The following is a 19587-nucleotide window of genomic DNA, read 5'->3' on the forward strand; positions in this document are numbered from 1 at the left end:
TCGGGGATCAGGCACTCATCTGAAGGGCTGTAGCAAAGATGGCTAAGCAGATCACCTTCGACGAGCAGGCGCGCCGTGCGCTGGAAAGCGGCGTCAACCAGCTCGCCGACGCGGTGAAGGTCACGCTCGGGCCGCGCGGCCGGCACGTCGTGCTGGACAAGCAGTTCGGCGGACCGCAGATCACCAACGACGGCGTCACCATCGCTCGCGAGATCGAGCTCGACGACCCGTTCGAGAACCTGGGCGCCCAGCTCGCCAAGAACGTCGCGACCAAGACCAACGACGTCGCCGGCGACGGCACCACCACGGCCACCGTGCTGGCCCAGTCGCTGGTCAGCGAGGGCCTGCGCAACCTGGCCGCGGGCGCGAACCCGGCGGCGCTGAACAAGGGCGTCACCCTGGCCGCCGAGGCCGTCGTCGAGGCGCTCAAGGCCAAGGCCACCCCGGTCAAGGGCCGGGACAACATCGCCCAGATCGCCACCGTGTCCTCGCGCGACGAGGCCATCGGCGACCTGATCGGCGAGGCGATGGAGAAGGTCGGCGAGGACGGCGTGATCAGCATCGAGGAGTCCTCGACGCTGGCCACCGAGCTGGACCTCACCGAGGGCGTGCAGTTCGACAAGGGCTTCGTCTCGCCGCACTTCGTCACCGACGCCGAGCGCCAGGAAGCCGTCCTGGAGGACGCGCAGATCCTGCTGCACCGGGAGAAGATTTCCAACATCCAGGAGCTGCTGCCGCTGCTGGAGAAGGTCGTGCAGGACGGCAAGCCGCTGCTGATCGTGGCGGAGGACGTCGAGGGCGAGGCGCTGTCCACCCTGGCCGTCAACGCCGTGCGCAAGACGCTGAAGGTCGTCGCGGTCAAGGCGCCGTACTTCGGCGACCGCCGCAAGGCCTTCATGGACGACCTGGCGATCGTCACCGGCGCCCAGGTCATCGCGCCGGAGCTGGGCCTGAAGCTGTCCGAGGTCGGCCCCGAGGTGCTGGGTTCGGCCCGCCGGGTCACCGTCACCAAGGACGAGACCACCCTGGTCGACGGCCGCGGCTCCGCCGAGGACGTCTCCGACCGCGCCGCCCAGCTCCGCAAGGAGATCGAGGCGACCGACTCCGACTGGGACCGCGAGAAGCTGCAGGAGCGGCTGGCCAAGCTCGCCGGCGGCGTCGCGGTGATCAAGGTCGGTGCCGCCACCGAGACCGAGCTCAAGGAGCGCAAGTCCCGGATCGAGGACGCCGTCTCGGCCGCCAAGGCGGCTGCGGAGGAGGGCAGCGTGCCCGGTGGTGGGTCCGCGCTGATCCACGCCGCCAAGTCCCTCGAGGGCAACCTCGGCCTGACCGGTGACGAGGCGACCGGTGTCCAGCTGGTCCGCCGCGCGCTGGACGCTCCGCTGTACTGGATCGCCGCCAACGCGGGCCAGGAGGGCGCCGTCGTGGTGTCCAAGGTCCGCGACCTCGACTGGGGCGCCGGCTACAACGCCGCCACCGGCGAGTACGGCGACCTGGTGCAGGCCGGCATCGTCGACCCGCTGAAGGTGACCCGCTCCGCGGTCGCCAACGCGGCCTCCATCGCCCGCATGGTGCTCACCACCGAGAGCGCCATCGTGGACAAGCCGGAGGAGACCGAGGAGTCGGCCGGGCACGGCCACGGTCACGGTCACGGTCACTGACCTGCCGAGAACGAAGATCGGGGCGGTACCCATGCCTGGGTGCCGCCCCGATCCTTTTTCGTCTTCGCCGGGGGCGAATGACGCCCCTCGAGTCATTCGATCCCGGCTCACCTGACCTGCGGCGCTTTCCCCCACCGCTGGTCACGGGCTTGTTGTCAGCTGGCTGCTACCGCCAGCTGCTGGCGCTTGCGCGCCTTGATGATCACTTCGCGTTCGGACTCGGACAGTCCGCCCCAGATGCCGTACGGCTCCTGCACCGCCAGTGCGTGAGTGCGGCACTGGGCCAGAACAGGGCAGTGCTGGCACACCTCCTTCGCCTTCGCCTCACGCCTGGCTCGTGCCGGACCTCGCTCTCCGTCCGGATGAAAGAAGTACGCGCTGTCCATCCCCCTGCACGAGCCCCGTATCTGCCAATCCCAGATATCGGCGTTCGGTCCTGGAAGACGTCGAGTGTCTGCCATTGCGACAACCACCTCCAATTTGGTGGGTCCCCTCCCTCGCTACGGCGGAACCGCCGCAGCCTCGCATGATCCGACCGTAGAACCGAGTCAAAACTTGTTCAACCCCTTTCGCGCCAAAAGCTGTTCATCGTTGGTGTGATCCTTGGAAATGGGGTGATCGAAGTCCGACAGGCTTGCCCTGGGAACGTGAGAACCGGAATATGTCCCGCGTGACGACGCGGCCTGAACCAGTTGCGGGGGTGGACGCCCCCGAAGCGCCCGGCGGTTCGCCCACGGGCGATCCGGCGGGCGCGTCGGAGGCGTCAGCGGAGGAGCCGGAGGGGATCGCCCTGGACGACGAGCCGAGGCTCAGCGTCGCCGCGGTCGCTCGCAGGCTCGGCGTCGCGCCCGCGACGCTGCGCACCTGGGATCGCCGCTACGGCCTGGGGCCCAGCGATCACACCAGCGGCAGGCACCGCCGCTACGGCCCGGACGACATCGCCCGGCTGGAGCAGATGCAGCGCGCCCTGCTGCGCGGCGCCTCACCGATGGAGGCCGCCCGCTACGCGCGCACGGTCGCCGCGCCGCCGCCGCAGCGCCGCTCGGACGACCCCAACGAGCCCTCCGTCGGGCCGGAGGAGGCCGACGGCCCGCTGCTGCTGTCCGGCGTTCTCGACAGCGGCGACGAGGAGCTCGCCCTGGCCGGCGCCAACACCGGCGGCCGCGGGCTCAAGCTCTCCGGTGCCGGCCCCCGAGCCCGAGGTCTGGGCCGGGCGGCGCTGGCGCTGGACTCCTGGTCGGTGCAGCAGCTGCTGATCGAGTCGATGGACGGCGACGGCGTGCTGCGCACCTGGCAGGAGATGCTGCAGCCGGTGCTGCGCGCGGTCAGCGAGCGCAGGCAGCGCTCCGGGACCGGCGTCGAGGTGCTGCAGCTGCTCAACGACTGCGCGTCGACCGCCCTGCGCTCGGTCATCGCGCGGGCTCCGAAGCCGGAGAACCCGCGCCCGGTCGTGCTCGCGCCCGTCCCCGGTGAGGGGCAGGAGCTGGAGCTGGTGGCGCTGGCGGCGGCGCTGGCCGCGAACCGCGTCGGGCACCGTCTGTTCGGCGCTGCGCTGCCGCGCGAGGGGCTGGCCGCCGCCGTGAAGCGCTCCGCGCCGGCCGCCGTGGTGCTGTGGGCGGACCAGCCGTACTACGCGGCTCCGCGCGTCCTCGACGACATCCCGATCACCCGGCAGCGGGCTCGCGCGTTCGTCGCGGGCGCCGGCTGGTCGCCCGAGGCGCTGCCCGCTCACGTCGAGCAGCTGGGGTCGCTGGAGACCGCCGTCTCGCGGGTTTCCGCTACCGTCCTCGGCTGAATCGCGTATGGTGTGACTCAAATCACAGAACCATTTGCGGGGTCGATTTCGAGGTTCGTTCAGACGGGCGAAGTGATCGTCTCATTCGCAGCGATCGGGTGAACACCGCAGGTATGGCGGGTGAGCCGACCCCTGCAGGGGGTGACGGTTCGACTCTGCTCCGTTCCGGTGAACGTCCCTCACGAGTGTCTGCGGCCGGATTTCTGGACGGATTAAGCACCGGATCGTGTCAAGGTTTGGCCTCATGCGTCCGATAGGGCTTGTGGAACGTCACTCGCCTGCAGGAAGGAGTTCCCGTGACGACGGTCCTGATCTGCGATGACCGACGTAGCGTCCGGGAAGGGCTCACTCGTGTGATGTCGGCTGTCCCCGGAGTGAGCCGGATCGATTGCGTCGCCCACGGCGACGAGCTGCTGGCTCGCTTCTCGCGGCAAGCCGTGGACGTCGTGCTGGTGGGAACGCAACGCGCCGTGCCCAACGGCGTCGAAGCCACCCGGCGGCTCGTGTCCGCGCATCCCCAAGCCAACGTGATCGTCTTCGGTGCCCCCGACGACGCGGCGAGCATCGCCGCGGCCATCGCCGGTGGTGCCCGCGGTTACCTCCGCTGGGACGCGTCCCGGCCCGAACTGGTCGCGGCGCTGGCGCACACGCTGGCAAGCACCTCGGTGCCCGCACCGCGCCAACCGTCCGACCCCGGCGTGCAGCTCACCGAGCGCGAGCTCCAGGTGCTGCGCGGCATGAGCCAGGGCAAGAGCAACGGCCAGATCGGCCGCGAGCTCTACCTCTCCGAGGACACGGTCAAGACCCACGCGCGCCGGCTGTTCCGCAAGCTCGGCGTCCGCGACCGCGCTCAAGCGGTGGCGCACGGGTTCCGCCGCGGCCTCGTCGCCTGAGCCAGTGATCGGGTGGCACCGGCACGGAGTTGGGGGACGCCGGTGACCGCCCGACGAGAGTGCCTTCGGGTGAGCTGACGCTTCGGAAGTGGCTATGGCTCGCATCGCGCCCCGCGCCGCGTTTCACCGCGGCGCACGGGATTTCGTGATGTGCGCCATAGTCACCTCCGGTCGGCCCGACTTTCAGCCGCCGGCGGCGAGAACCTTCTCCACCTCGGCCGTCACCGCCGCCGGGCGGCAGCGCGAGACGATGTGAAGCTCGTCTCCGAGAGCTTTTCCGCGCACCACCAAGATGCCGGTGGCCTGGACGAACACCACCGGCCCCGGCTTCTGGTAGATGTGGATGCGTGACGACGACGGCCCCCGATCCCCGGTCCCTGTTCTGCGAACGCCTCCTGCCCGGTACGGTGGCCACGGCGCGGCGTGCGGTGCACGCGAAACTCGCCGGGCAAATCCGAATCGCTTGAACGCGTAACACCAGGGCTGCTGTCTGCGATGACCAATGTGGGGGACGGGCTGGACGCTCTTGTAAGCGCCGCCGTCGACGGCGATCGTCAGTCGATTGAGCGCTTGCTGGCCGAAATCCGTCCTTTGGTGGTGCGGTACTGCCGCGCCAGGGTCGGACGAAACGAGAGGTCGTTCGCTTCGGCGGACGACGTGGCCCAGGAAGTGTGCTTGGCGGTTCTGACCGCGCTGCCCACTTACAAGGACCAGGGTCGTCCGTTCTTGGCGTTCGTGTACGGCATCGCCGCGCACAAGGTGGCTGATGCGCACCGTGCGTCAGCTCGCAACCGTTCCGAACCGGTCGCGGACATGCCGGACACCCCGGAGTCCGAGGCCGGTCCAGAGCAGCGGGCGATGCAGGGTGAGCTCTCGGGCAGGATGGCGCAGTTGCTCCAAATCCTCCCGGCCAAGCAGCGGGAAATCCTGCTGCTCCGGGTGGTAGTCGGGCTGTCGGCGGAGGAAACCGCCGAAGCGGTCGGCTCGACACCGGGCGCTGTGCGCGTGGCACAACATCGCGCACTGGCCCGGTTGCGGAAGACGCTGTCCGCGGAGGAGGTGGTCTGAATGGCTGAGCGGAAAGGGCCCGGAGGGGAGCTGGGAGGCGACCCCACCGAGGAGTCCGCCCTGGAGCAGGACCGTTCGACCCATGCAGACGAGCGGGACTCGGCTCCCGCTGAGGGATCCGCAGACGAGGGAACGGAACTGAGCGACAACCACCGGGACTCCGGCTCCGAGGAGCCCGAGACCTCCCGCGAAGAGGCCGGTGCCGAGGTGCTGACCTTCCGTCCGCGCGGTGACGCGGACGCGGAGCTCGCCGACCTCGACGACTTCAGCGACGAACCGATCGACCTGGCCGCGCTGCAGGATGACGACGTCCTGCTCGACGCGCTGGGCGGAACGAACCCCGACGTGCCCGTGTCGGCCGACGGCGGTCCCAGCCTGGAAGAACTGCTGGTGGCCTGGCGTCAGGACGTCGACTCGGCGCCGATCGGTGACCTGGTGGACACCGACACCGCCGCCGCGGCGATCGCCGAGGCCGGCCGGCCGCGCAGCTTCCTGCGCCGCAGGCACCTCGTCCCGGTGGCCACCGCGGCAGCGGTTCTGATGATCACCTTCACCGGTGTCGGCGTGGCCGCTCGCGACGCGCAGCCCGGCGACATGCTGTGGGGCGTGGCCCAGGTGCTCTACACCGACCACACCCGCGCGGTGCAGGCTGCGGCTTCGGCGCGCACGGACCTCGACACGGCGGAGAGCGCCGTGGACCGGGGCAACCGGATCGCCGCCGAGGAGGCGCTGCGCTCGGCCAAGGAGCACATGGCCAAGGTCGACGCCGAGAACGGGTTGTCCGAGCTCAGGGCCGCGCACGAGTCGCTGACCAAGCGCATCGACCACGGCAGCGGCGAGTCCTCGCAGTCCTCGACGCCGACCACGACGCTGCCGCCGACGACGCAGCCGTCCCCGTCGCAGCCGCTCCCGCCGAACCCGGGCGTCCCGCCCACCGGCAGCACGACCCCGCCGTCGAGCACCACCGGCCCGACCTCGCCGACCACCTCGCCGAGCGAGACCAGCAGCTCGGAGAGCTCGTCAGGCGGATGGTTCTGGCCCAACCAACCGCAGACCTCAACGCCTTGAGTCCGTGAAGAAGGGGTTCCCGAACTGGTTCGGGAACCCCTTCTTCACGTCAGGCGAGCGTCAGCAGGCGCTTTCTCGTCGCGCCACCTGAGCAGCTGGCACCGCGGTGTCGTCCCCTCCGGGGGTCCACGGAGCCGCTCAGGTTCCCCTACCCGCACCGCCGAGCGAGTTGAGCCTGGAACATCAGGAGAAGAAGGCTAGAGGGCGGTTTCGCTCTCGGTCATCCCGTCTGCGTAGCCGCGGCAGTACTCCCAGGTGACGTACTGGCCCGGGTCCGGGTCGAAGGCTGGTTCGTGGGGGCGCATGCGGCCGTCGTGCAGCAGCTGGGAAAGGCTGGAGCGCAGCAACTCCCAGTCGTGGTAGTGGCACTCGCCGCAGTCCGCGCAGTCGACCACGATGCCCCGGACGCCCCGGGGCTCCAGGAGCGCCTGGTAGACGGCCAGGTCGGTCAGGTCGGCGAGCAGCTCGGCGCGCTCCTCGTCACCGAGCGGCGGACCGTCCTCGGCGTCGTGATCACCGAGTGCCATGCTCGGATCTTCCGGATCACCCGCGAACGGGTCTGGTGGCATCGGATCGTGCGGCACGGCCCGCACGGTACCGGGCGGATCGCCCGTGCGGGGCTGTCGGGGCGGGTTTCACACGCCTGCGACCACCGTCCGTGGTCTGGCGCACCCCTGCCGGGACGGGGCAACTGCGCCCTGACCTGTGGTCTCTATCATCTGGGGAATCCCATATCTCGACACCGCGTTGCTACTCAGCACAGCTGAACGCTTCGACGCGATCGCCGTGGTAATCCCAGCAAGCCGCACCTTGAAGGTTTGTGGGCCATATCGTGAAGGAAGGCACATCCCTCGCCATGACCAGCGAACTCTCCGCTCCCGGCCTCCCCGATAAGTTCGCGACGCTGGGTCTGACCTTCGATGACGTGCTGCTGCTGCCCGACGAATCGGATGTCATCCCGAGCGCCGTGGACACGTCGACCCAGCTCTCGCGCAACATCCGCCTGCGCGTTCCGCTGCTGTCCGCGGCGATGGACACCGTGACCGAGGCGAGGATGGCGATCGCGATGGCCCGCCAGGGCGGCGTCGGCATCCTGCAGCGCAACCTCTCCGTCGAGGAGCAGGCCGCCCAGGTCGAGGTCGTCAAGCGCTCCGAGGCAGGCATGGTCACCCAGCCCGTGACCTGTTCGCCGGAGGACACCCTCGCCGAGGTCGACGCGATGTGCGCCCGCTTCCGGATCTCCGGTCTGCCGGTCACCGACCCGGACGGAACGCTGGTCGGCATCATCACCAACCGCGACATGCGCTTCGAGGTCGACTACACGCGCAAGGTGCGCGAGGTGATGACCACGGCGCCGCTGATCACCGCGCAGGTCGGGGTCACCGCCGACGCGGCCCTGGGCCTGCTGCGCCGCAACAAGATCGAGAAGCTGCCGATCGTCGACGGCGCGGGCAAGCTGCGCGGCCTGATCACGGTCAAGGACTTCGTCAAGACCGAGCAGTACCCGAGCGCCACCAAGGACCCGGACGGCCGGCTGCTGTGCGGCGCCGCCGTGGGTGTGGGCGCCGACTCGCACGAGCGCGCGATGGCCCTGGTCGACGCGGGTGTCGACGTGCTGATCGTGGACACCGCCCACGGCCACTCCCGCGCGGTGCTGGACACGGTCGCGACGCTGAAGAAGGAGCTCGGCAACTCCGTCGACGTCATCGGCGGCAACGTGGCCTCCCGCGCCGGCGCCCAGGCGCTGGTCGACGCGGGCGCGGACGCGGTGAAGGTCGGCGTCGGCCCGGGCTCGATCTGCACCACCCGCGTGGTCGCCGGTGTCGGCGTCCCGCAGATCAGCGCGATCTACGAGGCCAGCGTGGCCTGCAAACCGGCCGGTGTGCCGATCATCGGCGACGGCGGCATCCAGTACTCCGGTGACATCGGCAAGGCCATCGCCGCCGGTGCCAGCTCCGTGATGCTGGGCAGCCTGCTCGCCGGCACCGCCGAGTCGCCCGGCGACCTGGTGCTGGTCAACGGCAAGCAGTTCAAGGTCTACCGGGGCATGGGTTCGCTGGGCGCGATGCAGTCGCGCGGCCAGGGCAAGTCCTACTCCAAGGACCGCTACTTCCAGGACGACGTGCTCTCCGAGGACAAGCTGGTCCCGGAGGGCATCGAGGGCCGGGTCCCGTTCCGCGGCCCGCTGTCCCAGGTCGTCGACCAGCTCGTCGGCGGTCTGCGCTCCGGCATGGGCTACACCGGGTCGACCACGATCCCGGAGCTCCAGGAGGCCAAGCTGGTCCGCATCACCGCGGCCGGGCTCAAGGAGTCGCACCCGCACGACATCACCATGACCGTCGAAGCTCCGAACTACACGACCCGCTGAGGTCGGCTGATCTCGTGAGAGCCCGGTGCCCGGTGCGGCGCCGGGCTCTCGGTCGCTGTGCGTGATCTCGCGGGTTCGGGTGGTGATCGAGGGACCCCGCGCGGCGGAGACGCGGTGCTTGCGGAGAGAATGTTTCGCTGGACATCCGCCGCTAGGAGGGACACACGGTGCGGGATCAGGTTGAGATCGGCATGGGCCGGACCGCCATGCGCGGCTACGACTTGGACGACGTCGAGATCGTGCCCTCGCGGCGCACCCGTTCGTCCAAGGACGTGTCGCTGGCCTGGCAGATCGATGCCTACCGCTTCGACATCCCGGCGATCACGCACCCGACCGACGCGGTCGTCTCCCCCGCCTCGGCGGTGCGCATGGGCGAGCTCGGCGGGCTGGGCGTGCTCAACGCCGAGGGCCTGTGGGCGCGGCACACCAACGTCGAGGACAAGATCGCCGACGTGGTCCGCATCGCCGAGGAGAGCAGCGACCTGGAGGCCCCGATCCGGCGGCTGCAGGAGCTGCACGCCGCCCCGATCCGGCTGGACCTGCTCAGCGAGGCCCTCAAGCAGGTCAAGGACTCCGGCGTCACGGTCGCCGCGCGGGTCAGCCCGCAGCACGCCGAGGAGCTGACACCCGACCTGCTGGCCGCCGGTGTCGAGCTGCTGTTCGTGCAGGGCACGATCATCTCCGCCGAGCACGTGGCCCGGGACGGCGAGCCGCTGAACCTCAAGCGCTTCATCAACGACCTGGACGTGCCCGTGGTGGCCGGCGGCGTCGGCGACTACCGCACCGCGATGCACCTGATGCGCACCGGTGCGGCCGGTGTGATCGTCGGCTTCGGCCAGTCCCGCGCGGCCACGACCACGCAGGTGCTGGGCATCGGCGTCCCGATGGCGACGGCGATCGCCGACGCCGCCGCGGCCCGCCGCGACTACCTCGACGAGACCGGCGGCCGGTACGTGCACGTCATCGCCGACGGCGCGCTGTCCTACTCCGGCGACATCGCCAAGGCCATCGCCTGCGGCGCCGACGCCGTGATGCTGGGCGAGGCGCTGAGCGAGTCCACCGAGTCGCCCGCGCAGGGCTACTACTGGACGTCCGCCGCCGCGCACCCGAACATGCCGCGCAGCGAGATCGTCGGCTTCGCCGGTACGGATGCCGACCTCGAGAAGATGCTCTTCGGCCCGAGCAGCGACCCGTACGGGACGCTGAACCTCATGGGCGGCCTCCGCCGCGCTATGGCCAAGACGGGCTACCGCGACCTCAAGGAGTTCCAGAAGGTCGGCCTGATGCTCCGCGGCTGACGAGGTTCCGGGCGGAAATCCGCCACCTCTCAGAGCCCGGAACGGGGCTAGCTACTCGCGAGTAGTTTCGCTTACGCTGTCGCGCATGGCACAACGTGGTGGTGGCGGTACCGATTTCGACGTGGTGGTCATCGGCTCGGGCTTCGGCGGCAGCGTTGCCGCCCTGCGCCTGACCGAGAAGGGCTACCGGGTCGCGGTGCTCGAAGCGGGTCGCCGGTTCTCCGACGAGGAGCTGCCGAAGACCTCCTGGGACCTGCGCAAGTTCCTCTGGGCCCCGCAACTGGGCTGCTTCGGCGTGCAGCGGATCCACATGCTCCGCGACGTGCTCATCCTCGCTGGTGCCGGCGTCGGCGGTGGATCGCTGAACTACGCCAACACGCTCTACCGACCGCTCAAGCCCTTCTACCAGGACTCGCAGTGGGCGCACATCACCGACTGGGAGTCGGAGCTCGCGCCCCACTACGACCAGGCCACCAAGATGCTCGGCGTCATCGACCAGCCGTCCGAGACCCCGCACGACGTGGTGATGAAGCAGGTCGCGGCCGACATGGGCGTGGCCGACACCTTCCACACCACCCCGGTCGGCGTGTACTTCAACGAGCCCGGCCGCACCGACGCCGACCCGTACTTCGGCGGGGCGGGCCCGGCGCGCACCGGCTGCACCGAGTGCGGCGCCTGCATGACCGGCTGCCGGGTCGGCGCCAAGAACACCCTGGTCAAGAACTACCTCTACCTCGCGGAGAAGAACGGGGCGGAGGTCTTCCCGCTCACCACGGTCAACCGGCTCGGCAAGGGCCGCGACGGCCGCTGGCGGATCGCCACCTCGCGCACCGGCGCGAAGCTCAACCGCAAGCCGAAGATCTTCAGCGCCGACCAGGTCGTGGTCGCCGCCGGGACCTGGGGCACGCAGAACCTGCTGCACCGCAGCGTCGACAACGGCGACCTGCCGAAGCTGTCCAAGCGGCTGGGCATGCTGACCCGCACCAACTCCGAGGCGATCATCGGCTCGCAGGTGGCGAAGGTCGACCCGGACCGCGACTTCTCCACCGGCGTGGCCATCACCTCCTCGTTCCACCCGGACGAGGACACCCACGTCGAGCCGGTCCGCTACACCAAGGGCGCCAACGCGATGGGGCTGCTGCAGATCCCGGCGACCCGGGGCGGGCGGGGTTCGCGGTGGAAGCAGCTGGGCAAGTTCATCCGCGAGAACCCCAAGCTGTCGCTGCGCATGCTCTCGGTGCGCAACTGGAGCCAGCGCACGGTGATCCTGCTGGTCATGCAGAGCCTCGACAACTCGCTGACCACCAGCGTCAAGCGGGTGCTCGGCAAGCGGCTCCTGACCTCCAAGCAGGGGCACGGTGCGCCGAACCCGAGCTACATCGAGTCCGGTGAGCAGGCCAATGAGCTGGTCGCGGACAAGATCGGCGGCATCGCGGGCGGCACCTGGGGCGAGATGTTCGACATCCCGATGACCGCGCACTTCCTCGGCGGCTGCGCGATCGGCGACAGTCCCGAGACCGGCGTCATCGACGCGTACCACCGGGCGTGGTCCTACCCGACGCTGTCGATCGTGGACGGCTCGGCGGTCAGCGCGAACCTCGGCGTGAACCCGTCGCTGACGATCACCGCCCAGGCCGAGCGCGCCTTCTCGATGTGGCCGAACAAGGGCGAGGCGGACACCCGCCCTGACCAGTCCGCGGGCTACCGCAAGATCGCCCCGGTCGAGCCGAAGTCCCCGGCCGTCCCGCCGTCGGCCCCCGCCGCCCTCCAACTCCCCCTCGTCTGACCCCGTCCCTCCGGGGGCGCCGCGATTTCAATGGAAATCTTGTTCCCGACTTCCATTGAAATCGGAAACCCGAGTTCCCTTGAAATCGCGTCGCCCGGGGTGGGGGTGCGTCGGGCGGTTGGCCGGGCCGATGCGGTTGTGGCCTTCGTTACCTGCGACAATGGCCGGACCGCAGTGCGATGGCCAAGGAGGTCGGCGACCACGTGTCCGGTTCCGCAAGCAACAGCGCCAACGGGCCTGTTCTCGTTGTCGACTACGGCGCCCAGTACGCCCAGCTGATCGCTCGGCGCGTGCGCGAGGCGCAGGTCTACTCCGAGGTCGTCCCGCACGACACCCCGGTGTCGGAGATCGCGGCCCGCAACCCCGCCGCCATCGTCCTGTCCGGCGGCCCCTCCAGCGTCTACGCCGACGGCGCGCCGCAGGTCGACCCGGAGCTGTTCAACGCCGGGGTCCCGGTGTTCGGCATCTGCTACGGCTTCCAGGCGATGACCGCCGCGCTCGGCGGCACCGTCGAGCACACCGGCACCCGCGAGTACGGCCGCACCGAGGTCGAGATCAGCGGCGACGGTGGACGGCTGCACAACGACCTGCCCGGCCACCACCCGGTGTGGATGAGCCACGGCGACTCGGTGAGCAAGGCTCCCGAGGGCTTCCAGGTCACCGCGGGCACCAAGGACACCCCGGTCGCCGCGTTCGAGAACGTCGAGCGGCGGCTGGCCGGCGTGCAGTACCACCCGGAGGTCGTGCACTCGCCGCACGGCCAGGAGGTGCTGCGCCGGTTCCTGCACGACATCGCCGGTGTCCGTCCGCAGTGGACGACCTCGTCCATCGTGGACGAAACCGTGGCGGCGATCCGCGAGCAGGTCGGCGACCGCCGCGCGATCTGCGGCCTGTCCGGCGGCGTGGACTCCGCCGTCGCGGGCGCGCTCGTCCAGCGCGCCATCGGTGACCAGCTGACCTGCGTGTTCGTCGACCACGGCCTGCTGCGCGCCGGCGAGCGCGCGCAGGTCGAGCGGGACTTCGTCGCCGCCACCGGCGTCCGGCTGGTGACCATCGACGCCGTCGACCGGTTCCTGGGCGCGCTGGCCGGGGTCAGCGACCCCGAGGAGAAGCGCAAGATCATCGGCCGGGAGTTCATCCGCGTCTTCGAGCAGGCCGCCCGCGACCTGCAGGCCGAAGCGGGTGCCGCCGGCGAGCAGATCGAGTTCCTGGTGCAGGGCACCCTCTACCCGGACGTGGTGGAGTCCGGCGGCGGCTCCGGCGCGGCCAACATCAAGAGCCACCACAACGTCGGTGGACTGCCCGAGGACCTGCAGTTCTCGCTGGTCGAGCCGCTGCGCGCGCTGTTCAAGGACGAGGTCCGCCGGGTCGGCCTGGAGCTGGGCCTGCCGGAGACGATCGTGCACCGGCAGCCGTTCCCCGGCCCCGGCCTGGGCATCCGCATCATCGGTGAGGTCACCGCGGACCGGCTGGAGACGCTGCGCGCCGCCGACGCCATCGCCCGCGAGGAGCTCACCGCCGCCGGCCTGGACCGCGACATCTGGCAGTGCCCGGTGGTGCTGCTCGCCGACGTCCGCTCCGTCGGTGTCCAGGGCGATGGCCGCACCTACGGCCACCCGGTCGTGCTGCGGCCGGTCTCCAGCGAGGACGCGATGACCGCGGACTGGACGCGGCTGCCCTACGACGTCCTGGCGCAGATCTCCACCCGCATCACCAACGAGGTCCCCGAGGTCAACCGGGTCACCTTGGACGTGACCTCCAAGCCGCCGGGGACGATCGAGTGGGAGTGACGCGAGAGGGCCCTTCTGACCTGGTCAGAAGGGCCCTTCGTCGGTCAGCGCCTCACTGCTCGACCTTGACCCAGTCGATGAGGTAGCGGGCCGTTCCCGCCTTGATCTTGTCGACGCTCTCCTGCGGCAGGCCCGGGTAGGGCTCGGTGACGCCGTTGACGTTCTGCGGGTACTGGCCGCCGGTGGCGAAGTTCAGGATCATGTACTGCGGGTCGTCGAAGACCCAGGTCCAGCCGTTGGCGTCGAACTCGGCCTTGGTGACCTGGTAGGTCTGGGTGTCGTCGACGAAGAAGGTGAAGCCCTCCGGCGTCCAGTCCACCCGGTAGGTGTGCCAGTCGGCCGGGTCCTTGCCCTCGAAGTTCTGCTGGTGGGTGATCGGCGTGTCGCCGTTGTACTCGGGGCCGTGCATCGCCGAGCTGGTCCACGGCTCGCCGACGTGCTCCATCACGTCGACCTCGCCGCACTGCGGCCACGGCTTGCCCTCGTTGATGCTGGTTCCCAGCGACCACCAGGCCGGCCACAGGCCGGAACCCGTGGCGTTCTCCGGCAGCTTGATGCGCGCCGAGTAGCTGCCGTAGGTGAACTCGAACTTGTCCTCGGTCTTCACCCGGCCGGACACGAAGTCGTAGGTGCCGCCGTCGGGCGCCTGGAAACCCTGCTTGTAGCGCGGGTGCAGCGCCAGCGCGCCGTTCTGGGCGCCGGTTCCGCCGTCGTGGTCGATGTAGATCGTCTCGGGTGAGTCCACATAGGCCTGCTGCTCGTTGTTCACGGTGCCGAAGTTCTCGCCCGTCACCTCGACCTGCCACTTCGAGCGGTCGAGCTCGCCGCCGGAGAAGTCGTCGAAGAAGACCTCAGCGCGCGGCTTGACGTCCTTCGGCGCCTCGCTCGGGTTCGCCGCAGCGGCGGACGGGAGCGAGACGAACAGGGCGAGCACGGCGCCGCCGGCGAGCACGCGGTTCCTGGTCATAGCAGCTCCTTGCGGGGATTGTGGGAGCAACGCTGTTCAGATCGATCAAGACCGCAGTATCAGCAGACCGGAACCGAGCTCGGGCGATGTTGTCGTGTTTTGGAAGAGGACAGAGAAGCGATCGGGCGACGAGTGGGAAAAATTCCCGGAGAACTCCCGACCGCACCGCGAAAATGCCGGTGGAACTGGCAAATTCACTCGGCGCGGCGGCGCAGCGACACCACCAGCAGCGCGATCCCGACGAGCACCGCCACACCCGCGAGGATCCACTGCAGGTGGCTCTCCAGGTCGAGCGCGACCGCGACCGCGATGATCGCCGAGATGGCGCCCCCGAAGAGCAGGACGGGGTCGGGGCCCTCGTAGGGCTTGCTCTCGTCAGTCACGGATGACCTCCACGTCGCCGGTGCCCGCCGTTGCGGTGAGCACGATTTCGCCACCGCCAGGCCCGTCCGGGCCCTCGTCGGTGATCACCTGGTGCAACCCCTGGCCGTTGGAACGCCGGTTCAGGCAGTCGAGCTCGCCGACGTCGACGCCGCACTCCGCCCGCACGTCCGCCGTCGGAGGCACGCGGACCTGCACACGTCCGGCCCCCACGGTGGCGCCGGTGTGCAGGACCTGACCGGTGCTGATCCGCAGCTGCGAGAGGTCCAGGTCGATGGTTCCGGCCGAGCGGTCGTAGTTCGGCTGCACGTCGGCGATCTCGACAGGTGCGCTCCGCAGGTCGCCGACGCTGAGGTCTCCGTCGATCCGGTACTGGTGCGCGACCGAGGTGACCAGCGCGACCAGCGCCAGCGGCACCGCGATCAGGACCGGCCAGCGGCCCACGTGCAGGTACGCCCCGAGCATCATCGCCGCGCCCAGCAGTCCCAGGCCGGTCGCCGCAGCGAAGTACGCCGGTGCGCCCAGCCACGCGACGAAGGTGGCGCCGATGATCGCGACGAGCAGCGCGACCGGGTTGTACCAGCGGAACCGGCGGGACTTCGGCTCCGCCGGTTCGGGTTCCTGCGGTTCGGGCAGGTCCCACGCGAACGGCGCCGCGCCCAGCGGATCCCACGCGGGTGGCGTCTGCTGCTGCGGCGCGGCACCCGGGTAGACCCAGGTGTTCTCGCCGGTCGGCGTAGCCTGCGGTGGCGGGTTCGACGTCCCGGTCACCTGGCGGTCGCCCTGGTTGCGGTGCAGGAAGTACAGCGCGACCGGTCCTGCGGCCAGGCCCAGCACCGCCATCGAGCTGATCATCCACATCATGCCGGGGACCAGCAGCACCACCAGCACCACCGCGATCCAGGTCTCGGTGGGTTGGCGGCTCGGCGTGGTCTGGCCGGGCAGCGGCGGAGCCTCCTTCGGGAACAGCAGCCAGCCCAGCATGTAGAGGACGAGACCGGCTCCGCCGTAGCAGGAGAGCACCACGAAGGCGACGCGCACGAGGATCGGGTCGACGCCGTACCGGCGTGCGATCGCCGCCGACACACCCGCCGCCTTGGAACCGCTGCGCGGGCGGACCGGGCGGGTGGCCCAGAAGTCGCGCAGGGTGGCCTCGACACCACCGGTTTGCTGCGTGCTGTTCATGACGACCACTATCCGATCCGGCGCCGTCCGCGGGCATCGGGGAGCCCCCTGAATCCGCCCCGGGGTCGGCGAGGTTCCCGGTGGGGAACGAGCTCTCGGTGGGGCTCGTGGTCTGGCCAGGAGGGGGGAGTTCCCACTGGGACCTCGGTCCCGTGGGGATGTCAGGGCGGTCCCTGATGCCCGGGTCACCTCGACCGTGTGACCATCGAAAACGTGACGGCCCCCGACGATCAGACCCCGCCCACCCGGCGCAAGGTGAACCCGGTGCGGACCGACCCGCGTATGCGGCAGTCGACTTCGAACGCACCGACCGAGCCGATGCCGACGGCCCTGCCCCGGCTGCACCGGACGCGCGACGGGCGGCTGCTGGCCGGGGTGTGCGCGGGCGTGGCCGAACACCTGGGCGTCCGGGTCCTGTGGGTGCGGATGGCCTTCGCGGTGCTCTCCGCGCTCGGCGGTGCCGGAATCCTCGGGTACGCGCTGCTGTGGGTCTTCGTGCCGCAGGGCGGCGGATCGCGCCCGGCGACGAAGCGGGAGTGGCAGCAGGGGTTCGGCATCGTGCTGCTCGGCGTCGGCGCGCTGGCCGCCTTCGGCGCCGTGCTGTCGATGCCGGCCTGGTTCACGGTTCCGCTCGTGGTGGCCCTGGTGGGGGCGGCGGTCGTGTGGCGGGAGGCGGACGACTCACAACGCCGCCGCTGGCGGCAGGGCGCCCGTTCCGGGGTCGCGGGCGCCCTGCTCGGCACGGGAGCGCGCAGCGCCTGGATCCGCGTCATGTCCGGTGCTGTCCTGGTCGTGCTCGGCATGGCCCTGCTGGTGGGAAGCACGAGCTCGCTGGACGCGCTGCCGACCGGGCTGCTCGCCTCCGGTGCCACCCTCGTCGGCGTCGCCGTGCTCACCGTTCCGTGGTGGGTGCGCCTGGTGCGCGACCTCAACGTCGAGCGCGCGAGCCGCATCCGCTCCCAGGAGCGCGCCGAGATCGCCGCCCACCTGCACGATTCGGTGCTGCAGACGCTCGCGCTGATCCAGAAGCAGGCCGCTTCCGAGCGCGAGGTCCGCAGGCTCGCCCGCGGCCAGGAGCGGGAACTGCGCGGCTGGCTCTACGGCCCGGACGGCTACGGCGGTGACGTGCCCGTCGAGGAGAAGGGGACCCTCGCCGCCGAGGTGGCCCGCATCTGCGGCGAGGTGGAGGACCACTTCGCGATCACCGTGCAGCAGGTCGTCGTCGGTGACTGCGAGCTCGAGGACCGGCTCACCGCCCAGCTCAACGCGGCCCGGGAAGCGCTGGTCAACGCGGCCAAGCACGCCGGGGTCAGCGAGGTCAGCGTCTACGCGGAGGTCGAACCCGAACTGGTGTCGGTGTTCGTCCGCGACCGCGGTGCCGGGTTCGACCCGTCCTCGGTCCCCGAGGACCGGCACGGGCTGGCCGACTCGATCCGCGGTCGCGTGCAGCGGCACGGCGGTGCGGTCAAGGTGCGCACCTCACCCGGCCAGGGCACCGAGGTGGCGATGGAAATGCCCAGGTCGGCGACGTGACGCGTAGTCTGCCAGGGGAAACGGCGTTCGGAGGATGTTGTGACCGGTGAAGCCACCGAGGAGACCGGCCCGGTCCGGGTGTTCCTCGTCGACGACCACGCGTTGTTCCGCGCCGGTGTTCGCGCCGAGCTCGCCGCCGCCGACGGCGTCGAGGTGGTGGGCGAGGCGGGCTCGGTCGCCGAGGCGGTGGCCGGCATCGGGCACTACCGGCCCGAGGTCGTGCTGCTCGACGTCCACATGCCCGACGGCGGCGGTGCCGAGGTCCTCCGCCAGGTGCGCGGCAAGTCCGGGGAGGACAAGGGCGAGATCGTCTTCCTGGCCCTGTCGGTCTCCGACGCGGCCGAGGACGTGATAGCGGTGATCCGCGGCGGCGCCCGGGGCTACGTCACCAAGACCATCTCCGGGCGCGAGCTGGTGGACGCGATCACCCGGGTGAAGGCGGGCGACGCGGTGTTCTCGCCCCGCCTGGCCGGTTTCGTCCTCGACGCGTTCTCGGAGGGGCCCAACGCGGCCCCCGTCGGCGACCCCGAGCTGGACCTGCTGACGCGCCGCGAGCGCGAGGTCCTGCGCCTGCTGGCCCGGGGTTACGCCTACAAGGAGATCGCCTCCGAGCTGTTCATCTCGGTCAAGACGGTGGAAACCCACGTCTCCAGCGTCCTGCGCAAGACCCAGCTCTCCAACCGCTACGAGCTCTCCCGCTGGGCCTCGGACCGCCGCCTCGTGTGACCAGGGGGATTCGAATTTCGCGCGAAATTCGAACTTCCCAGCGTGAGGGTCACTTCATCGGGTGGTTCGAGGCGAGGTCGGCGTAGAGCTGGGAGGCTCGGGTGAAGCCCGTCCAGAAGCGGTTGCCCGCCGGGCCCGGGGGCTTGCGGTGGGTGAGGGCGACTCCGATGAGGACGACGGCCATGCCGAGCAGCACCCGGAACGGGAGCTGCTCACCGAGCAGGAGCCAGCCGAGCAGCACCGAGAAGATCGGCATCACGTAGGTGACGGTGGAGGCCGTCGTCGGTCCCTCGTCGCCGATCAATCGGTAGTTCAGCGCGAAGCCGATGCCCGTGCCGACGACGCCGAGGGCGAAGACCGCCAGCAGCGCCACCGGGTTCCAGTGCACCATCCGCAGGCCGTCGATGGGCAGCGCGAGCAGCGAGAACCCGATCGCGGCGGTGAGCTGCATGCTCGCCAGGGCCAGCGGCGGCGTGCCCCGGCCGGTGATGAACCGTCCTGTGTAGACGAACCCGATGCCGTAACTGGCCGCCGCCGCGACGCACGCGAGCACGCCCCAGCCGAGCAGGCCGCCGCCCTGCCACGGGGCGAAGATCACCAGCACGCCGAGGAATCCGGCCAGCAGTCCGGCGGCGCGGTGGGGTGGCAGCGCCTCGCGCCCGGCGAGCAGCCCGAACAGCACCGTCCACAGTGGCGTCGTCGCGTTGATGACGCCCGCCAGCCCGGATTCGACGCTCTGCTCGCCCACCGCCAGCAGCACCCACGGCAGCGCGTTGGCGAACACCGCGGCGACGGCGACGTGCCGCCACAGGTTCCGGTCGCCGGGCATGCGCAGGCCGCGCACCGCGCAGATCACCAGCAGCGTCAGCGCGCCCAGCACGATGCGGGCCAGCGCGAGCTGCGTCGGCGACAGGGCCTCCAGGCCCAGCTTGATCAGCAGGAAGCTCGCTCCCCAGAACAGTGCGAGCGCCCCCAGCCGCAGGTAGCTGGTCGGGTTGTTCATCTCCGCTCCCCAGTGCCGTCGTGTCGTCAAGACCAGCTTGCAAAAGCTGAGGCGTAAGGACAAGC

18 protein-coding genes are annotated in these 19587 nt (G+C 70.3%); 11 read left to right on the forward strand and 7 right to left on the reverse strand.

Annotated features, from left to right (window positions below; genetic code table 11):
• The first annotated feature begins 38 nt into the window (after window positions 1-38).
• Window positions 39-1661 carry a chaperonin GroEL gene (gene groL, locus R4I43_RS15610; protein WP_324266329.1) on the forward strand — a complete coding sequence of 541 codons (1623 nt, stop codon included), beginning with the start codon at window positions 39-41 and terminating at the stop codon, window positions 1659-1661.
• 155 nt (window positions 1662-1816) lie between these two features.
• Here the strand turns inward: groL and R4I43_RS15615 are convergent, their stop codons facing one another.
• Window positions 1817-2122, reverse strand: a complete 306-nt coding sequence (locus R4I43_RS15615; RefSeq protein ID WP_093414062.1) for a WhiB family transcriptional regulator — start codon at window positions 2120-2122, stop codon at window positions 1817-1819.
• A 200-nt stretch (window positions 2123-2322) separates the two neighbouring features.
• On the opposite strand from R4I43_RS15615, the gene R4I43_RS15620 reads away from it, so the two are divergent.
• Window positions 2323-3456, forward strand: a complete 1134-nt coding sequence (locus R4I43_RS15620; protein ID WP_324266330.1) for a MerR family transcriptional regulator — start codon at window positions 2323-2325, stop codon at window positions 3454-3456.
• Window positions 3457-3752: 296 nt separating this feature from the next.
• A complete protein-coding gene (locus tag R4I43_RS15625) occupies window positions 3753-4349 on the forward strand; it encodes a response regulator transcription factor (protein WP_029536209.1) in 597 nt (198 codons plus the stop codon).
• 183 nt (window positions 4350-4532) lie between these two features.
• Here R4I43_RS15625 and R4I43_RS15630 read toward each other — a convergent pair whose 3' ends face one another.
• On the reverse strand, window positions 4533-4667 hold the full coding sequence (locus tag R4I43_RS15630; protein ID WP_324266331.1) for a hypothetical protein: 135 nt from the start codon (window positions 4665-4667) through the stop codon (window positions 4533-4535).
• 177 nt (window positions 4668-4844) lie between these two features.
• Between R4I43_RS15630 and R4I43_RS15635 the strand changes: the two genes are divergently transcribed.
• Window positions 4845-5417 (forward strand): sigma-70 family RNA polymerase sigma factor, encoded by a 573-nt coding sequence (locus R4I43_RS15635; protein WP_093414059.1) that lies wholly within the window; start codon window positions 4845-4847, stop codon window positions 5415-5417.
• The gene (locus R4I43_RS15640; protein ID WP_324266332.1) at window positions 5418-6485 is read left to right on the forward strand and encodes an anti-sigma-D factor RsdA; all 1068 of its coding nucleotides are present in this window, start codon (window positions 5418-5420) and stop codon (window positions 6483-6485) included. It begins immediately after the preceding gene.
• A 197-nt stretch (window positions 6486-6682) separates the two neighbouring features.
• On the opposite strand, the gene R4I43_RS15645 is transcribed toward R4I43_RS15640, so the two are convergent.
• Window positions 6683-7054: a DUF5319 domain-containing protein gene (locus R4I43_RS15645; protein ID WP_132677023.1), complete on the reverse strand. Its 372-nt coding sequence runs from the start codon at window positions 7052-7054 to the stop codon at window positions 6683-6685.
• Window positions 7055-7341: 287 nt separating this feature from the next.
• Here R4I43_RS15645 and guaB point away from each other — a divergent pair, with 287 nt between their 5' ends.
• The 4 genes from guaB (at window position 7342) to guaA (ending at window position 13727) form a co-directional block, all read left to right on the forward strand.
• A complete protein-coding gene (gene guaB / locus R4I43_RS15650) occupies window positions 7342-8853 on the forward strand; it encodes an IMP dehydrogenase (RefSeq protein ID WP_324266333.1) in 1512 nt (503 codons plus the stop codon).
• Window positions 8854-9020: 167 nt separating this feature from the next.
• Entirely contained in the window at window positions 9021-10151 is a 1131-nt protein-coding gene (locus R4I43_RS15655) for a GuaB3 family IMP dehydrogenase-related protein (protein ID WP_324266334.1), read from the forward strand.
• Window positions 10152-10236: 85 nt separating this feature from the next.
• A complete protein-coding gene (locus R4I43_RS15660) occupies window positions 10237-11937 on the forward strand; it encodes a GMC family oxidoreductase (RefSeq protein ID WP_324266335.1) in 1701 nt (566 codons plus the stop codon).
• A 203-nt stretch (window positions 11938-12140) separates the two neighbouring features.
• Complete coding sequence (gene guaA, locus R4I43_RS15665; RefSeq protein WP_407691252.1) at window positions 12141-13727, forward strand: glutamine-hydrolyzing GMP synthase; 1587 nt, start codon at window positions 12141-12143, stop codon at window positions 13725-13727.
• A gap of 52 nt (window positions 13728-13779) precedes the next feature.
• On the opposite strand, the gene R4I43_RS15670 is transcribed toward guaA, so the two are convergent.
• The 3 genes from R4I43_RS15670 to R4I43_RS15680 form a co-directional block, all read right to left on the reverse strand.
• Window positions 13780-14694 carry a glycoside hydrolase family 16 protein gene (locus R4I43_RS15670; protein ID WP_324266337.1) on the reverse strand — a complete coding sequence of 305 codons (915 nt, stop codon included), beginning with the start codon at window positions 14692-14694 and terminating at the stop codon, window positions 13780-13782.
• Window positions 14695-14888: 194 nt separating this feature from the next.
• Window positions 14889-15077 (reverse strand): hypothetical protein, encoded by a 189-nt coding sequence (locus tag R4I43_RS15675; protein ID WP_324266338.1) that lies wholly within the window; start codon window positions 15075-15077, stop codon window positions 14889-14891.
• Window positions 15070-16260, reverse strand: coding sequence for a PspC domain-containing protein (locus R4I43_RS15680; RefSeq protein WP_324266339.1), 1191 nt, complete (start codon window positions 16258-16260; stop codon window positions 15070-15072). The genes R4I43_RS15675 and R4I43_RS15680 overlap by 8 nt, the downstream gene beginning before the upstream one ends.
• A 282-nt stretch (window positions 16261-16542) precedes the next feature.
• On the opposite strand from R4I43_RS15680, the gene R4I43_RS15685 reads away from it, so the two are divergent.
• Complete coding sequence (locus tag R4I43_RS15685; protein WP_324266377.1) at window positions 16543-17793, forward strand: ATP-binding protein; 1251 nt, start codon at window positions 16543-16545, stop codon at window positions 17791-17793.
• 39 nt (window positions 17794-17832) lie between these two features.
• Window positions 17833-18519: a response regulator transcription factor gene (locus R4I43_RS15690; protein ID WP_324266340.1), complete on the forward strand. Its 687-nt coding sequence runs from the start codon at window positions 17833-17835 to the stop codon at window positions 18517-18519.
• Between the two features lie 49 nt (window positions 18520-18568).
• Here R4I43_RS15690 and R4I43_RS15695 read toward each other — a convergent pair whose 3' ends face one another.
• Window positions 18569-19522: a DMT family transporter gene (locus R4I43_RS15695; protein WP_324266341.1), complete on the reverse strand. Its 954-nt coding sequence runs from the start codon at window positions 19520-19522 to the stop codon at window positions 18569-18571.
• Window positions 19523-19587 lie beyond the last annotated feature (65 nt).

The sequence above is a fragment of the Saccharopolyspora mangrovi genome (genome assembly GCF_035320975.1).
GTDB lineage: Bacteria > Actinomycetota > Actinomycetes > Mycobacteriales > Pseudonocardiaceae > Saccharopolyspora > Saccharopolyspora mangrovi.

Coding starts and splice junctions, on each gene's coding strand:
- R4I43_RS15670 (WP_324266337.1), bottom strand. CDS start 14,694: ATGACCAGGAACCGCGTGCTCGCCGGCGGCGCCGTGCTCGCCCTGTTC.
- groL (WP_324266329.1), top strand. CDS start 39: ATGGCTAAGCAGATCACCTTCGACGAGCAGGCGCGCCGTGCGCTGGAA.
- R4I43_RS15680 (WP_324266339.1), bottom strand. CDS start 16,260: ATGAACAGCACGCAGCAAACCGGTGGTGTCGAGGCCACCCTGCGCGAC.
- R4I43_RS15685 (WP_324266377.1), top strand. CDS start 16,543: ATGCGGCAGTCGACTTCGAACGCACCGACCGAGCCGATGCCGACGGCC.
- R4I43_RS15695 (WP_324266341.1), bottom strand. CDS start 19,522: ATGAACAACCCGACCAGCTACCTGCGGCTGGGGGCGCTCGCACTGTTC.
- R4I43_RS15660 (WP_324266335.1), top strand. CDS start 10,237: ATGGCACAACGTGGTGGTGGCGGTACCGATTTCGACGTGGTGGTCATC.
- R4I43_RS15635 (WP_093414059.1), top strand. CDS start 4,845: ATGACCAATGTGGGGGACGGGCTGGACGCTCTTGTAAGCGCCGCCGTC.
- R4I43_RS15640 (WP_324266332.1), top strand. CDS start 5,418: ATGGCTGAGCGGAAAGGGCCCGGAGGGGAGCTGGGAGGCGACCCCACC.
- guaB (WP_324266333.1), top strand. CDS start 7,342: ATGACCAGCGAACTCTCCGCTCCCGGCCTCCCCGATAAGTTCGCGACG.
- R4I43_RS15645 (WP_132677023.1), bottom strand. CDS start 7,054: ATGCCACCAGACCCGTTCGCGGGTGATCCGGAAGATCCGAGCATGGCA.
- R4I43_RS15620 (WP_324266330.1), top strand. CDS start 2,323: ATGTCCCGCGTGACGACGCGGCCTGAACCAGTTGCGGGGGTGGACGCC.
- R4I43_RS15615 (WP_093414062.1), bottom strand. CDS start 2,122: ATGGCAGACACTCGACGTCTTCCAGGACCGAACGCCGATATCTGGGAT.